We start from the raw sequence: 16,260 nt of genomic DNA, 5'->3' as shown, positions 1-16,260 counted from the left end.
CCTATACCTTCTAAGTTAATTATTTTCACTATATTTGTTAGCTTTTTTAGACAGACAGATAATTACAGATTTTAAACGATAAAGACTCATGAGTGAAGAAATTAAGAATACTTCCACAGAGTACTCTGCGGATAGTATTCAGGTACTTGAAGGGTTAGAGGCAGTGCGTAAGAGACCGTCCATGTATATTGGCGATACCAGCGAGAAAGGTCTCCACCATTTAGTATACGAAGTTGTTGACAACTCTATTGACGAAGCACTGGCCGGATTTTGTACCCAAGTTGACGTAGTGATAAACGAAGATAACTCCATCTCTGTTACAGACGATGGCCGTGGTATTCCGGTAGATATTCATGAGAAAGAAGGCGTGTCAGCGCTTGAAGTCGTATTGACCGTGCTCCATGCAGGAGGTAAATTCGACAAAGGCTCTTACAAGGTTTCAGGAGGTTTGCACGGCGTAGGTGTATCCTGTGTAAACGCACTTTCCACTTACCTGAGAGCAGAAGTCCGCCGCGATGGAAAAGTCCACATGCAGGAATTCTCCTGTGGTAAGCCACTTCATTCTATCGAAGTGATCGGCGAGACAGATGTGACCGGTACAACCATCATGTTCAAACCGGACGGAAGTATCTTCTCCGTGACCGAGTATAAGTACGAGATTTTAGCTGCACGTCTGCGCGAGCTGGCATTCCTGAATGCAGGCATCACACTTAGCCTGACAGATAAACGCGTCGTAAAGGAAGACGGCAGCTACAAATCTGAAATATTCCGTTCGGAAGAAGGGTTGAAAGAATTCGTTCGCTACATCGACCGCTCCAAAGAGCAACTGATCCCGGATGTGATCCACATCGTTACGGAAAAGCAGGGTATTCCGGTCGAAGTCGCCATGACTTACAACACTTCATTCAACGAAAGCGTATTTTCGTATGTAAACGATATCAACACCATAGAAGGAGGTACTCACCTGGCCGGTTTCCGCCGCGGTTTGACCCGTACGCTAAAAAAATATGCCGACGACTCCAAGCTGCTTGAAAAAGCAAAGGTTGAAATCTCCGGCGACGACTTCCGCGAAGGTCTGACAGCGGTCATCTCTATTAAAGTGGCAGAGCCACAGTTCGAAGGGCAGACCAAGACAAAGTTGGGAAACAACGAAGTAACCGGTGCCGTAGACCAGGCTATCGGCGAAGCATTGGGCTACTACCTGGAAGAACATCCTAAGGAAGCCAAGATAATCGTCGACAAAGTGATCCTTGCAGCCCAAGCACGCCAGGCTGCCCGCAAAGCTCGCGAACTGGTACAGCGCAAATCACCGATGACAGGCGGCGGTCTTCCCGGTAAGCTGGCCGACTGTTCTTCAAAGGACGCCGCACTTTGCGAGCTGTTCCTCGTCGAAGGAGACTCTGCAGGCGGTACAGCCAAGCAGGGACGCGACCGTAACTTCCAGGCCATCCTGCCGCTCCGCGGTAAGATCCTAAACGTCGAAAAGGCGATGGACCACAAGGTATTCGAAAGCGAAGAAATCCAGAATATCTTCCGCGCAATGGGTGTCACCATCGGTACCGAAGAAGATCCGAAAGAATTAAACCTGAGCAAACTGCGCTACCACAAAGTGATTATCATGACCGATGCCGATGTGGACGGAAGCCACATTGCCACCCTGATTCTTACTTTCTTCTTCCGCCGTATGCGTGCGCTGATCGAAAACGGATATGTCTATCTGGCCACTCCTCCTCTCTACCTATGCAAGAAAGGCAAAGTGGAAGAATATTGCTGGACTGACCAACAACGTCAAGCATTCATCGACAAATATGGCGGCGGTAACGAAAACCAGATCCACACACAGCGATACAAAGGTTTGGGAGAAATGAACGACCATCAGTTGTGGGATACGACCATGAACCCGGAAAACCGTACGCTGAAACAGATCACGATCGACAGTGCTGCCGAAGCTGACCAGATATTCGCCATGCTGATGGGTGAAGATGTCGGCCCGCGCCGCGAATTCATCGAAGAAAATGCAACGTACGCAAACATCGATGCGTAAAGATTTATGATTTATAATTTATGATTTATGCACCGATAATAAATCATAAATTATAAATCATAATTCAGAAATTATAAATCATAAATCATAAATACATGAAGCTCCGTCGTCCGAATTTAGAGGCCATCTACAGGGAAGTAGATCATTATATTCCGAAAAAAGAAAATCTTCAACCTCCCCGTATAGGAATATCCGCCAATCGGAAAGACGGACTTTCCTGCATAGCAGAAACCTATGTACAGGCGGTACTGAAAGCTGGAGGTGCTCCGGTTCTGATCCCGGTCATTACGGATATCGAAGCGTTGACGGCAATAGTGAACGGGTTGGACGGGCTGGTCATGAGCGGTGGTGGCGATATCAACCCGCTTTACATGCAGGAAGAACCAATTCCCGCCTTGCAGGATGTAGATACCTACCGGGATGAATACGACCTGATACTGCTCCGCTTGGCGACCAACCGCCAGTTGCCGGTCATGGGAATATGCCGCGGCCACCAGATACTGAACGTCGCATTTGGCGGCAACGTATACCAGGATATCCATACCCAACACAATCAAAAGCTACTGAAACACAGCCAGACGCTTTCCCGCGAACAGGTTTCCCATTCCGTCACACTGAACGAAGGCCCCTCTAAGCTCCGCACCATGCTGGACAGTGAAAAAGAACTTTTGGTCAACTCTTTTCATCACCAGGCAATCAAAGAGCCGGCTCCCGAATTTATCACTACGGCGACAGCTCCCGATGGGATCAACGAAGCGATGGAGCATCCGGAAAAAGAAATATTCAGTGTCCAGTGGCACCCCGAAGCGATGGCTGCCAATGACGATGAACAGATGTTGAAACTTTTCAAGCATCATGTCGAATCGTCCCGCCTATTCAAAAAGGCCAAATACATCCACCACAGGAACGTGACGCTCGACTCCCATACCGACACTCCAATGATCTTTCCGGGTGAATTCAACATCGGGTTGAAAGAAGGCGGTAAGGTAAACCTCCCTTTCATGGAAGAGGGGCTGATTGACGCGACGATCATGGTAGCCTATATTCCGCAGGGACCGAGAGACGACGCTTCACTGCTGAAAGCGACGGACTTCGCCATGAACCGCCTGCAGGAAATACACCGGCAAATGGAGTTGAACCGTACACGCATGTGCATCGCCTACACGCCACAGGAAGTCCACGTACTGAAAGCCGCCGGAAAGAAAGCGATCATGTTAGGCGTGGAAAACGGATATGCGATAGGCAAGGACATCGAGAATATCACACGTTTCCGGAAAATGGGAGTTTCCTATATCACTCTCTGCCACAACGGGAGCAACGACATATGCGACTCAGCAAGAGGAGACGCGGAATGGAACGGCCTCAGTCCTTTCGGGAAAGAAGTCGTCCGCAAAATGAATGAGACAGGGGTATTGGTCGATATCTCGCATGCCGCCGAAAGTACCTTTTATGACGCACTTGAAACAAGCACCTACCCGATCATCGCCTCCCATTCTTCTGCCCGCGCGCTTTGCAACCATCCGCGCAACCTGACGGACGAACAACTGAAGGCGCTCGCCGAACAGGGAGGTGTCGCACAGATATGCCTCTACAAAGGATTCATCAACGAAGATGCCGAAAAAGCGTCCCTGAGCGATGCGATCCGTCATATCGACCACATCGTGGACCTGATCGGGATCAACCATGTCGGGATAGGTTCCGACTTTGACGGTGACGGCGAACTGATCGGCTGCCGGGCGAGCAATGAACTGATAAACATCACAATGCGTCTTCTAAAAGAAGGATATACAGAAAATGATATTGCTAAAATATGGGGAGGTAATCTGTTGCGCGTGATGAACAAAGCGCAATCCGCTCCCGATAACTCCTTATAAACGACAAGATATGACTAAACTGATTTTATTATTATTCTCCATGACCCTGTTCGCATGCGGTCAGAAAGGAACCAGCGAGACAACAGTTCCCGTAACGGAAGTAAAGAAAGCTCCAGCAACAACCGCCCCATTGTTTGATGCGGACAGTGCTTATGCTTATGTCGAGAAACAAGTATCATTCGGTTATCGCGTCCCGAACACGCCAGCCCATAAGGCTTGTGGCGATTACCTAGCATCCGAGCTGAAACGTTTCGGAGCACAAGTATACGAACAGGAAGCTACACTTACAGCTTACGACGGAACCCCATTGGAATCACGTAACATCATCGGTTCCTTCAATCCCGATAAAGACAAACGCATCCTGCTTTTCGCCCATTGGGACACGCGTCCTTATTCAGACCACGATCCCGACCCTGCCAACCATAAGAAACCGTTGGATGGGGCTGATGACGGTGCAAGCGGTGTAGGCGCCTTGTTGGAAATCGCCCGACAAATAGGAATGAAGGCTCCCGAAACAGGGGTAGACATCATCTTCTTTGATGCCGAAGACTACGGGACCCCCGAATTTGCTAAAGACAGGTACAACGACACGAGCGACACCTGGTGCCTCGGCAGTCGCTTCTGGGGGAAGAACCCGCACAAACCGGGCTACAAAGCCGAATTCGGTATTCTACTCGACATGGTCGGTGCCAAAGATGCGGTCTTCTATAAAGAATACATTTCGATGAAATATGCCGCCCGTTATGTGGATGAAGTATGGGAAGCGGCCCGTAACTTAGGATACGGCAAATATTTCATCAACGCAAACGGCGGAGGCGTGACAGACGACCATGAAGCAGTCATCGAAGAAACCGGTATTCCTTGCCTGGATATCATCAACTATGATCCGAACTCGGACAAAGGTTTCCGTGACCATTGGCATACGCAGAACGACAACATGAGCAATATAGACAAAAACGTACTGAAAGCCGTCGGCCAGACAGTACTCGAAGTTGTATATAACAGATAAAAGATAGAAAAGAAATGACAATCAATGAACTTCAAAACAACGTCATCGAAGAGTTTGCAGACTTCGACGACTGGATGGACAAGTATGCGTTACTGATAGACTTGGGTAACTCGCTTCCCCCTTTGGAGGAAAAGTATAAAACGGAAAGCAACCTGATCGAAGGTTGCCAGAGCCGTGTTTGGCTGCAGGCGGATTACGTAGATGGCAAGATCCTGTTCAAAGGCGAGAGCGATGCGGTAATCGTCAAAGGGATCGTCTCTTTGCTGATCAGCATCCTGTCCGACCACACCCCGCAGGAAATACTGGATGCCGATCTTTACTTCATTGAAAAGATCGGCTTGAAAGAGCACCTCAGCCCTACTCGCTCGAACGGCCTGGTGGCAATGGTCAAGCAGATGCGCATGTACGCGCTGGCATTCCGTACTAAGGAACAGCAAGGGTGATCTCCAAACCACCTATGTTTAAAATCAAAAAGCTCTTTCTTTTTTTAGCAAAGACAAGCACATAATTCCGTAAACACCCCCATGTTACCCTCCTTAACACCCGGATGTACCAGCTCTCTACACCCGGATGTAAAGGATGGCAACATGGGGGTGTCCGGCAACTAAAGTACCGTGCCGGACAATAAAAACCAACAGGTTTTACCTATTTTACAGCCGTTTTTTTTGGAAAATGATCGAGTGATTTGCAGGGATGGGAAAAACTGCTATTGCCGGTGATAGGGCAGTGATAGAGAAAACGGGCATGTATCACAGACGAAACAAATTGAATATCAACCTGTAAAAAGAAATCAGTGACACAGTGACAGAGGAAATGGGAAAAACCTAAAAGGCTTTCTTCAGAAGCAAAGTCTATAATGGAGATTATACCGACGAAGAAACAGTCTACTTAAATTCAAGAAGACCGATAAATGGCGAAATTCCTTCCTGGCAACATTTAGAAGCGGCAGATCTCATTCATGATTATGAGAGAGATCGGCTAAAAGGTAAACTGAAAGAAATCGCCTCCGAATTGAAAGAAGATTCCAATCCGGTCATCATGCTGATCAAACAGAAACAAAAATAAAAATTCCGTCAGAACTTCAACTCCAACTGTTCCGGCAGCAAAGTAAATGTCTTGCGATGATAAGGAGTTATCCCGCATTCCCGGATGGCTTCACGATGGGCTTTTGTGGGATAGCCTTTGTTTTCCTTCCAATGATAGGCGGGATATTCCCGGTCGAGACTGTCCATATAATCGTCACGATAGGTTTTCGCCAGGATGGAAGCGGCGGCAATGCTTAGATATTTGCCGTCTCCTTTTACGACAGTCGTATGTTTGAGACCGGGATAAGGCGTAAAGCGGTTCCCGTCGATCAACAAATGTTCCGGCTTGACCTTCAACTGGTCAATGGCCCGGTGCATGGCAAGGAAAGAGGCTTTCAGGATATTGATCCTGTCGATTTCTTCAGGCGTAACGATACCAACAGCCCAAGCAATCGCCTCCCGCTCGATAATCGGACGGAGTGCATAACGTTTCTTTTCGCTCAATTGCTTGCTGTCATTTAAATCTTCATTATGAAAGTCCGGCGGTAAGATAACCGCAGCGGCATACACCGAACCCGCCAAACATCCACGGCCGGCCTCATCACAGCCGGCCTCTATACGATTTGCTTCTAAGTAGGATAATAACATGGTTAATCAACTTCTTCTATCAAATTCATCAAATGGCGGGATCTTGTCGGTAATCCCACAACAAATGGATAAATACATAAACTAATGAATACCAGTCTTTCTCTTCATTATCCAGGGACGGAGGACGAAGTAAGAAAACAGCGTAGCGAGAGTAACACCGCAGATATTCGCAAGGAAATCGAACCAGTCGCCACCACGGTATGTCGTACAATATTCCTGCAAAAGTTCGATTGCTCCGCTCATCAAGACCGGGCACAGGACGGCTCCGATCCAAGCATGCCACAACACATCGTCGTATTTGCGATGGTTGCGCAGGAACTCGATCCACAGCATACCGGACAAGCCGGCATACATACAGAGATGAGCCACCTTGTCTATCCCCACGATTTTTCCGACCTCCAGAGAAGGCGGTTTAAAGAAAGAGAGATAGATCACCACTGCGATAATCGTCAGGGAGATCGGATATTTCTTCAGGTAATACAACATCACTATTACTCCATTCAATATATTCAGAACATCTTCCGCACCCGTTCGATACCGGCGGCAAAAGCGTCTATTTCTTCTTTTGTATTATAGAACGAGAAAGAGGCTCGAACCGTCCCCTCAATACCTAAATCCTGCATCAACGGCTGGGCACAATGATGTCCGGTACGGACTGCAATGCCCAAACGGTCCAGCAACATCCCCATATCATAATGATGGATATTGCCTACCAGAAAAGAAAGTACCGCCCCTTTATGCGCCGCCTGTCCGAAAATGCGCATACCGTCGATCGCATTCAGCTTATCGGTCGCATAACGAAGCAACTCGTCTTCATAGGCCGCAATATTGTCCATTCCCAAACGACCAACATAGCGCAAGGCTTCCGCCAAAGCCGTACTTCCTATATAATCAGGCGTTCCGGCCTCGAACTTGAAAGGCAATTCGTTGAAAGTCGTCTTTTCAAAAGACACGGAAGCAATCATCTCCCCTCCTCCCTGGTACGGAGGCAACTTGTCCAGCCATTCTTCCTTGCCATACAGGACACCGATACCGGTAGGACCGTAAATCTTATGACCGGAGAACACATAGAACTCGGCATCCAAATCCTGCACATCCACTTTCAGATGGGGAACGGCTTGCGCTCCGTCGATCAGTACCGGAACCTCGTGATTATGGGCTTCTTCGATAATCTCCTTTACCGGATTGATCGTACCGAGCACATTCGACACATGTGTAACCGAGACAAGTTTTGTCCGTTCCGAAAAAAGACTACGGAACGTGTCCATGCACAACTCGCCTTTTTCATTCATCGGAATCACTTTCAACGTGATCCCTTTACGGGCAGCCTGTATCTGCCAGGGAACGATATTGGAATGGTGTTCCATCACCGAAACGATCACTTCGTCACCGGCCGACATACATTCGTCGGTAAAGCTGGAAGCAATCAGGTTGATCGCCTCTGTCGTCCCACGCGTGAAAATAATCTCGTTGGAAGAGCGGGCGTTCAGGAATTGCTGCACGGTCTTGCGTGCATCCTCATGCGCTTCCGTCGCCGCCTGGCTCAGGAAATGAACGCCGCGGTGAATATTGGCATTCACATTATAATAGCCACTCTCGATCTTTTCCACCACACAGCGTGGCTTCTGGGTTGTCGCTCCGTTGTCGAAGTAAATAAGCGGCTTATCGTATATCTTATGATCCAGAATCGGGAAATCCTTCCGGATAGACTGTACATCTAACATGACTGTAACTATTTAACTTAATAACAAGCGTCAAAGATAGTATGTTTAACAGTAAAATATACTATTCATACAGTTTATAAGCTAAAAGTTTTGTTTGTACTAATCAAATTTATGCTTTTGTTTCAAACGGAAACACTCTAAGATGTGTCATGATAAAGAATTAAAGGTCTGCGGGACATTGTGGTCCATCATTATTTTGAAATTGATATTGATGTTATCTGGTGGATATTAAGTAATGAACTCCAATCGCTAAAAAAGGCGATCATCTCCAAGTTGTCCGATTTATCCGAATACCCCCTCCCCTTTTCATTTCTTCTTCTGATAGAAACGCACCCAGTCGATCTCCATCTCGACAGGCAGATCCGATGAATCGACTGCTCCTACCCAGCTTCCGCCTAACTGCATGTCGAGCAACAGATAAAACTTTTTGTCTGTGAACGGGAACTGGCCTTCCTTGTCCGTCTCGATGCGAGGATAAGCGAAGGTGCGGGTTTCGTTGATAAAGAAAACGAGACTGTCCTGATACATTTCTACACTATAGACATTATAATCATCGCGGTTGATAAAACCGATACCGCCCTGCTTCGGGTTATCTTTGATTCCCAAAGTGTACGTATAGGCAGAATGAACGGTCTGATAAGCAATCGTATCATTATTCAAGCGTTCCATGATGTCGATCTCGCCACCATTCGGCCAACCCTCATTTTCTGGCAACAACCAGAATGCTGGCCATGCGCCAGTTGCCCCATACAACTTGGCACGGATATCCAGGCGCCCGTCGGAAAAACCGACCTTGCCCTTCGTATAAACGCCCCCCGTGATAAAAGGAGCCGTGTCAGCCGGCAAACTGTAATTGACTAATCCACGCAAAACCAAATTGCCATCGCGCATAGTATAGCAGGAATCGAAGTCCGACATATAATTATTCCAGTCTGACTTTCCACGCGGTATCTTACTCCACGAAGCCTCATCGAAATGATCCTCCTGGTCGAAGTTTTCCTCCCAAACCAATTTCCACCCTTCCTGTTGCGACCGGCAACCTGCCATAATCGACAGAGCCACTGACAGTCCTAATGTGAATAATCCTTGCTTCATTATTATCAACCTATTTTTATTTTTTTGCAAAAATAGTTCTTTTCAACGCAAAGGTACAGAGAATCCTGTTCATTTTAAACATCCAACTCCGTACCTCTGCATTTTATAACTACTCTTTTTCACCAAACTCCGACTGCTGCCGTTCCACCTCTTTAAGTTTCAAGGTGTTCAACTCCTTGCGCAGACGTTCCACTTCCCGTTCTGCATCCGTTTTGGAAGCGGTGTTCTGTCCGGCCGAAGCACTACCAAGCGGGATGCGGGCAGCATCCGCAGCATCATAGACCAACGGGAAAACAGACGGCTTCGATTCGAACTCAAGTTCACCACTTATCGGCATTTGCGAACCTTCGAACAGGACACTCGCCGTAATCCGTATCTTACCCGGTTTCAAGGTAGACTGAACCAAGACAGGCGCAGTTCCCCATTTTACGGGAACCGGATTTGCCAGTACTCCTGGACCACCTAACAAACGTCCTTCACCTTCAATAGAAAAACGGATATTATAGTTATTCAGCCGTTTGATATTCCCATTCTTATCAGCGACGGCTGCCACTACCGTAACGAAATCGGAACCATCGGCTTTCAGGTCCGTGCCTTCATTATCCATCCACAACAGGATTTTTTCGGGGCGACGGGCAGGTACGACTTTATGTGTAGCTACGACCTTGCCGTCGATCAAACCCTCGGCAAGCAGATAGACATCATCTTGTTTTTGAGTTCTTGAAAAAGCCTTGTCCACCATAAAATCATAGACATCCGGGAAAGTGATAACCGGAGAAGGCATTCCGGGACGGTTCTTGTCTTTCTTATAAGTATAAGTCTTTCCACCCTTGTTGAACGTGAGACGAACCTCGTCACAATTGGAATAGACCGTTACATCCTTGCCGGAGAAAGGCGTCATCTCATGGGCGATATACACCATCGGCCCGCTTCCGGCATTTCGGTCATTCTTGACTGCCGGACGTTGCGCCATAAACATATAATATGAATATTTCGGCTGGCGGAAGACATCCATCAAACCACCATAGAAAGGATCAGGATGGTAACCGCGCTGATGGTCGAACGAATGCCAGAGACAACCGCCGACATGCTGCGGAGACTGCTTATAAAGAACATCGTAGCTGGTCACCGGATAATAAGGGCAGGCATAATGCTGTGCCTGTACGCGCATCGGCTGTTCTCCCCAGTTACGGGCTACACGACTCGGCGAATTGTGTGAGCTCCAATCATCCACATTGTCGCCCCATTCGCGGGTAAAGTAGGTCTTCGTCGGATCGATCTCTTTCGAAGCATCCTGCATATTGGCGGGATGGGCAAAATAGACCGGGAAATTCTCATGCCCGCGTGCTTCGCTGTCACTTCCGCTATAACAATAAGGATACGGATATTCGGCATCCACGATATCACGGGTGTTCTTGGCGAAATCAGCCGGATACCAAGTCTCGTTCAGGATCGGTTCCCACAGCCAGACCGAAGGATGGTTACGGTCGCGGCGCACGACATTGCGGATATCGCTATACACACGCTGTGCAAATTCGGGCGCGTCATTCCAGAACTGCCAGCCGGGCGTATTGACGATCACGAACAAGCCCAACTCATCGCAGGCGTCCATAAAAGCCGGATCTTGCGGACAGTGAGCATTACGGATGATCTCCATCCCGACATCTTTCAGTTTCTTGGCATCCCGCCAATGAATACTATTTGCGACAGCGTTTCCGACAACCGCAAAATCCTGGTGGCGGTTAGCTCCGATCAACGGTTTGCCGTACGGTCTGCCATTCAGGTAGAAGCCGTCTTTCCCTTTAAACTCAATGCTGCGGATTCCGATACGGCGGCGGTAACCGTCGATCACATTTCCTTCCTTATCAAGTACCCGCACCAGCAGGTTATACAAGGTCGGTGTCGAAGGGGTCCAAAGCATCGGCTGCTTCACCGGCATCCGGTCGGAAACAGTAGTTGCCCTACCCACCTTCACCTGTATCTTGTCACTCAGCCGGGCGACTTCGGTGCCATCCGGCTGCAACAGCATATATTCCACCCGACCGGAAAAAGGGTTCTTCGTAGCATTGCGCACATGTATCTTTAACTGAACTTCCGCCAAGGCATCCGAAACCTTTCCGAAAGCGACGAACAAGCCGCCTCCTGCTACCTCGTTTTCATAATTTGGATCGGTGATAAACACATTGTTATGCGCGATCAACCAGCAATCCCGGTAGATGCCGCCGAAATAGGTATAGTCCAACACGTCCTGCGCCTTTCCGGGAGGATAGGAAGGATCGTCGCTGTTATCCGCCCAGACGGCAATCACATTATCGCCATTCCAATCCAGCACATCCGTCACATCGGCTATGACAGGCAGGTAACCGCCGAAATGCTCCGTCAACAGTTTGCCGTTCACGAACACCTTACTTTTGCCCATAATGGCCTCGAAATGCAGAAAAAGTTTCTTCCCTTTCAGAGCGGCATCGGGCGTAAAATGCTTGCGATACCAGACCTCCCCTTGGTAATTGATACAACCACTCGCCTCGGTCGGCAAATATTCGATACCGTCCGGCAGGGAGACAACCGTCCAGTCTTTATCATTAAATTCTTTTGTTTCCGCACCTTCCACCGCACCTTTATGGAAGCGCCAGGCAGGATTCATCGAATAGACTTCCCGCCCGCTATTATCGAGGCGGAAAAAGCCGGCTGTCGAAAACTCCGGCTGCCGGGCTGCCCACAGGGACAGGCTAAGCCAGACAAACAGGATACTGAATGTAATTTTCTTCATGATATGAATATTTATAATTTTTCATTAAGTGATATATTAATATAATGACGTACACATAAATGATGATTTACACCATTTTATTTTTATGCATCATTAGAACAGATCGTTTGTTCTTATTGTCGCCCGACAACGCCCCCGAAATCTCCAGTGAGGCCATTGAAGTACTTCAATGAGGCCAAAATATTTTTTTGAACGTTTTGAAGCTGTACAAAGTGTTCAAATTATTTTGAGGGGACGTTTTGTAAGCCACAAAGTGTCCAATTCATTTTTTTGAAGGGTTTGATGTCGTACAAAGTGTCCAAATTATTTTTTTGGTCATTCCGTACGACTATTTCATCCACGCGCGGACTTTCTTCACCATCGGAATCTCGTAATAATACCACCAATCGCTATTGTTCGTTTTAGAAGCCAGATGATTGTGATGGTTCAGATCAGAGATGAAACCTTCAGGCTGCTCCATGAAGCGAGTTTCGGAATAGACCGATTCCAGGTTGGAGCGCATGACATCGAAATAACTACACACCTCTGCGACTTTCTCCAAAGCCGCTTCCCGGGCTGCATCGTCCTTTGCCGTGTCATAAGCGTTCAAGGCCAGGATGAGGCGCACCGGATAGTTTTGCAGGTTATTCGTCTGTTCATAGACTTGCAGCGTATAGCGATTGCGTAATGCCTCCGCCTGCGCCGTTCTGATACCCTGGACTATCTTCTCGTAACGTCCGGCTTCAATCTTTGCCTGTGCAATTTTATCTTTATACAGTTCGCTCCATGCCCCCGGTTTCGTCTTGTCCGGCAACTCCATCAATGTGAAAGCAGTCGTGCCCCACGCCGGATTGCGGCGTCCGGAAGTCACCAACGCGCCATCGAAGAAAAAGACCGCCTTCTCCAGTTCATCCAGAAAGGCCATCCGGTTATCCTCCGGGCGAAAACCATATTCCCGCTGTGCATGTGCTTTTTTAAACGCTTCGATATCCCGTGCCGACGGATTCCAACCGAATTCTCCTTGTGCAATGAACCCCCTCCATACCGTTTCCAGATGCGGCGAACCGTCATCCCAAGCAGTCGCCAATATTCCTTCCAGTTGATTGTCGGCAACCAACTGGCTGAATCCTTTCACGTATTCCGAACGGGTATTCCGGCGCGGCATAAAAGGCGAGTCACCGGCAGAAGCAGCCGTCGCCCCCATCACCTTCAGCCCCTTATCATGATACCATTCCAAAAGGCGTCGATGGGCAGGCGTCGTCGCATCCTCATATTTCCAACGCATATACACGCATTCTTTCGGAAACAAACCGATCGCCTCATCCAGTTTGTCGGTGTTCCAGACCTTCACCACTTCCTCTTCGGATTTATCGCTTAACGCAAGTTCCCATATACCGGCATATTTTAACGGCATATCATCCCAAAATATAGGAATACGACCATGGTCTACAGCAAACTGGCAGACATTCTTCAACCAGATCATCTGCAATTCGAAAGCAGTCTTGCCTGTAGCCTTGCAACGGTCGTCGATTCCGATCGCCGTGATCTCATCCCCACCGACATGCAGATATTTCCCGTACGGCATGGCTTCAAGCGCATCCAGATAAAGATCGAACTGCACCTCGTATGTACGCGGATCGGACGGACAGAATTCCCAATCGCTGTCCGGATTCTCACGCAGTTCCCAATGATGTTTCAATATAAAACCGGCATGGCCGAGTCCTTGCACAAGTGGACAGATCTCGACATTCCGTTCCTTCGCATACCGGCAGAGCGCCTGCATCTCCTGCTTGCTGATCGCATTCGGAGCTGCGACTTCCGGACGGCGAGTAAAGCGCAGTTTATCTTCCAGTTCCCAGATAATCGCATTCACTTTATAACGTGCCAACCTGTCGATCATCCGGTAATAATATTCCATCCGGTCCAGATGATGCTTCGTATCAAGATGGACGGCACGGTAGGCGATAGCCGGATAATCAGTTATCTTCATCTGCGGAATTTCCAGGTCAAAATCCCGGCTATCTTCCAACAACTGCTCTAACGTTTGGCAACCGTAAAACAGTCCGGCTTCTGTGCGGGCCGTGACTGTCACACCTTTATCATTCACCTCCAAAACATATCCTTCGGGCGAATCAGGCACGTTCGATTCGGAAAGTTGTAAGAACAATCCCTTTCCCATATGTCCTGCACGGGGAAGGACATCCGTCAACGCTCCCAATATAGGGACAAGTGTGTCTGATGCGGCCGATACAAATTTAAGATCGGTATACATAATTCCTTTTCCCGGAAGCAGTTCGACAGATTGAGGTTGGGGCAGGAGCTGAAACGCCTTGTCCAAGCCACGGGCACAGAAGCCATTTGTCATAAACAACAGACTTATGATTAATAGTTGTATTTTCATGATATACGTTATTTTTATCAAAGATACGGGACTCAAAAAGAAAGTCCTAATAAATAAAAGAAGAAAAGGGCCAGCCATAACATGTTTTACACCATTACAACCGACCCTTAGAATAATACCTATTAAAAAACGGTCAATCACCAACCTTCATTCGGGGTACATAACGGATTTGTCTCCAACTCCTTGGATGGTATAGGATAATAATAATAACGATTCGTATCCCCGACCTTACCAGTCATTAATTGTTTATACCGAACTTCATTACAAGTCTGCATACGCTTTTCCAACAATCCCCAACGGCGAAGATCGTAAAAACGTTCCCCTTCCACAAAGAACTCGATGGCACGCTGACGCTCCAAATCATTAAAGACAGCCTCATACGTCTGTGCTCCGCTATAGGGGTTCAAATTAGCCCGTTCACGAATCTGATTCAAATACCCGATTGCCATCGGCAAATCCTGCTTTCCACGTAAATAAGACTCAGCAAGCAGAAGAAGCACATCTGCATACCGTATCGCCCGTTCATTGATGCAAGACATAGGCGGATCAGCCTCCGATTCGGCCGTATTCCAATTCTGATATTTCAAAATCCAATATGTATTCCATCTGTCTTCTGCAAACTTCTCCCGAAAAGGCTTCAAATAATACATACATCCTTCATAATCCCAAGCAACCGATGAACGTGCACGATAATCAAAATTTCCATCTTTATCTTTTTCTTCCAAGAAATAATCCATTATTTGCGGGGTCGGATTTGCCTCATATCAACCACTGGCTTCCGGTGCCGCATATTCTTTCGGACGTGTATTCGTTTGAGTCGAATTGATATTCTCTCCATCTCCCCAAATATCCGTTCCACCAACCGGCTCCATCAACAATTCGAAAATACTCTCTTCATTGTTTTCGTGTACATCATCAAAATTCCATGCAAAATCCTCTACCAAACGATACGTATAAGGTGATTTTGTCAAAGGTTCCAATATTTCAATTGCCTTATCAAAGTCTTCTTCATATACATATATTTTACCCAACACAGCATACGCTGCACCTTTTGTCGGTTTTCCGATAACATCATTCTTCACCGGCAACAAAGAAGCCGCAGTAAGCAAATCCTGTTCAGCCTGCGACCATATCTCGGCCTGAGAAGACTTTTCCAAAGGGAATGTAGAAGGAGACTGAGAAGCTGTCAGACGCAAAGGTGCATTTTTAAACTCTTTTCCTAATTGGAACAAATAGAACCCGCGAATAAACAAACACTCCGCCTTCACCTTATTGACGAAATCCTCTCCGAATTCTCCTTGCTTCTCTTCCAGCTTCTGCATGATTGAATTCGTTCTATACAATGCATTATAGAATTGATAAAACATCCCTTGTGAAAGAGAATTACCATTTGTATTTGTAAAATAACAGGCTTGAAAGACATCGCTGATATCGTTTCTAAACTCCACTTCGTCCGCACGAGCAATACGCATCATTACACCACGAGTTCCATAATATCCCCCGTTTAGAGCATTTTTCAAAGGGGTATAGCATGAAGTCAAAGCCAATTCAAAGTCAGCTTCGGTCTGCCAGAAAGTATCTTCGGTCGCCTTGTTCGGATTCATCTGCTCCAACTGAGCGTCGCACGAAGTACACAAACCTGTAACAACCATTATACAAGATATAAAATATAGATATATTCGTTTCATACT

General features: G+C 47.5%; 11 protein-coding genes and 1 pseudogene. 5 read left to right on the top strand and 7 right to left on the bottom strand.

Going from position 1 to position 16,260, the window contains the following annotated elements; genetic code table 11:
• Positions 1–88 precede the first annotated feature (88 nt).
• From gyrB to NQ542_RS16795, 4 genes are all read left to right on the top strand, one after another.
• Positions 89–2,044, top strand: coding sequence for a DNA topoisomerase (ATP-hydrolyzing) subunit B (gene gyrB, locus NQ542_RS16810; protein WP_005637531.1), 1,956 nt, complete (start codon positions 89–91; stop codon positions 2,042–2,044).
• A gap of 95 nt (positions 2,045–2,139) precedes the next feature.
• Positions 2,140–3,918 carry a gamma-glutamyl-gamma-aminobutyrate hydrolase family protein gene (locus NQ542_RS16805; protein WP_005637532.1) on the top strand — a complete coding sequence of 593 codons (1,779 nt, stop codon included), beginning with the start codon at positions 2,140–2,142 and terminating at the stop codon, positions 3,916–3,918.
• 10 nt (positions 3,919–3,928) lie between these two features.
• A complete protein-coding gene (locus tag NQ542_RS16800) occupies positions 3,929–4,927 on the top strand; it encodes a M28 family peptidase (protein ID WP_005637533.1) in 999 nt (332 codons plus the stop codon).
• A gap of 14 nt (positions 4,928–4,941) precedes the next feature.
• Positions 4,942–5,370 (top strand): SufE family protein, encoded by a 429-nt coding sequence (locus NQ542_RS16795; protein ID WP_005637535.1) that lies wholly within the window; start codon positions 4,942–4,944, stop codon positions 5,368–5,370.
• Positions 5,371–6,000: 630 nt separating this feature from the next.
• On the opposite strand, the gene NQ542_RS16790 is transcribed toward NQ542_RS16795, so the two are convergent.
• From NQ542_RS16790 to NQ542_RS16780, 3 genes are all read right to left on the bottom strand, one after another.
• Complete coding sequence (locus NQ542_RS16790; RefSeq protein WP_005637538.1) at positions 6,001–6,600, bottom strand: ribonuclease HII; 600 nt, start codon at positions 6,598–6,600, stop codon at positions 6,001–6,003.
• 81 nt (positions 6,601–6,681) lie between these two features.
• Positions 6,682–7,086: a VanZ family protein gene (locus NQ542_RS16785; RefSeq protein ID WP_005637539.1), complete on the bottom strand. Its 405-nt coding sequence runs from the start codon at positions 7,084–7,086 to the stop codon at positions 6,682–6,684.
• Positions 7,087–7,109: 23 nt separating this feature from the next.
• The gene (locus NQ542_RS16780; protein WP_005637540.1) at positions 7,110–8,324 is read right to left on the bottom strand and encodes an aminotransferase class V-fold PLP-dependent enzyme; all 1,215 of its coding nucleotides are present in this window, start codon (positions 8,322–8,324) and stop codon (positions 7,110–7,112) included.
• Between the two features lie 180 nt (positions 8,325–8,504).
• Between NQ542_RS16780 and NQ542_RS17980 the strand changes: the two genes are divergently transcribed.
• Positions 8,505–8,693: a ribonuclease HepT family protein gene (locus NQ542_RS17980; RefSeq protein ID WP_230199212.1), complete on the top strand. Its 189-nt coding sequence runs from the start codon at positions 8,505–8,507 to the stop codon at positions 8,691–8,693.
• Here the strand turns inward: NQ542_RS17980 and NQ542_RS16775 are convergent.
• The 4 genes and pseudogenes from NQ542_RS16775 to NQ542_RS16760 all read right to left on the bottom strand — a co-directional run bounded on the left by NQ542_RS16775 (position 8,631) and on the right by NQ542_RS16760 (position 16,257).
• A complete protein-coding gene (locus NQ542_RS16775) occupies positions 8,631–9,419 on the bottom strand; it encodes a glycoside hydrolase family 16 protein (RefSeq protein ID WP_005637541.1) in 789 nt (262 codons plus the stop codon). The two genes, NQ542_RS17980 and NQ542_RS16775, sit on opposite strands and share 63 nt — an antisense overlap.
• Positions 9,420–9,528: 109 nt before the next feature.
• Positions 9,529–12,189, bottom strand: a complete 2,661-nt coding sequence (locus NQ542_RS16770; protein ID WP_005637543.1) for a glycoside hydrolase family 2 TIM barrel-domain containing protein — start codon at positions 12,187–12,189, stop codon at positions 9,529–9,531.
• A gap of 328 nt (positions 12,190–12,517) precedes the next feature.
• Positions 12,518–14,569 (bottom strand): family 20 glycosylhydrolase, encoded by a 2,052-nt coding sequence (locus NQ542_RS16765; protein WP_039849964.1) that lies wholly within the window; start codon positions 14,567–14,569, stop codon positions 12,518–12,520.
• A 137-nt stretch (positions 14,570–14,706) separates the two neighbouring features.
• Positions 14,707–16,257 (bottom strand): annotated as a pseudogene (locus NQ542_RS16760) (RagB/SusD family nutrient uptake outer membrane protein).
• Positions 16,258–16,260: the final 3 nt, after the last annotated feature.

This window comes from Parabacteroides merdae ATCC 43184 (genome assembly GCF_025151215.1).
Classification (GTDB): domain Bacteria; phylum Bacteroidota; class Bacteroidia; order Bacteroidales; family Tannerellaceae; genus Parabacteroides; species Parabacteroides merdae.
Note: the sequence above shows the minus strand (reverse complement) of the source record. Positions and strands in the feature narration are given on the sequence as shown.

Bases quoted from the DNA above. Each gene is read 5' to 3' on its own strand.
- gyrB (WP_005637531.1), top strand. From the start codon at position 89: ATGAGTGAAGAAATTAAGAATACTTCCACAGAGTACTCTGCGGATAGT.
- NQ542_RS16805 (WP_005637532.1), top strand. From the start codon at position 2,140: ATGAAGCTCCGTCGTCCGAATTTAGAGGCCATCTACAGGGAAGTAGAT.
- NQ542_RS16800 (WP_005637533.1), top strand. From the start codon at position 3,929: ATGACTAAACTGATTTTATTATTATTCTCCATGACCCTGTTCGCATGC.
- NQ542_RS16795 (WP_005637535.1), top strand. From the start codon at position 4,942: ATGACAATCAATGAACTTCAAAACAACGTCATCGAAGAGTTTGCAGAC.
- NQ542_RS16790 (WP_005637538.1), bottom strand. From the start codon at position 6,600: ATGTTATTATCCTACTTAGAAGCAAATCGTATAGAGGCCGGCTGTGAT.
- NQ542_RS16785 (WP_005637539.1), bottom strand. From the start codon at position 7,086: ATGTTGTATTACCTGAAGAAATATCCGATCTCCCTGACGATTATCGCA.
- NQ542_RS16780 (WP_005637540.1), bottom strand. From the start codon at position 8,324: ATGTTAGATGTACAGTCTATCCGGAAGGATTTCCCGATTCTGGATCAT.
- NQ542_RS16775 (WP_005637541.1), bottom strand. From the start codon at position 9,419: ATGAAGCAAGGATTATTCACATTAGGACTGTCAGTGGCTCTGTCGATT.
- NQ542_RS16770 (WP_005637543.1), bottom strand. From the start codon at position 12,189: ATGAAGAAAATTACATTCAGTATCCTGTTTGTCTGGCTTAGCCTGTCC.
- NQ542_RS16765 (WP_039849964.1), bottom strand. From the start codon at position 14,569: ATGAAAATACAACTATTAATCATAAGTCTGTTGTTTATGACAAATGGC.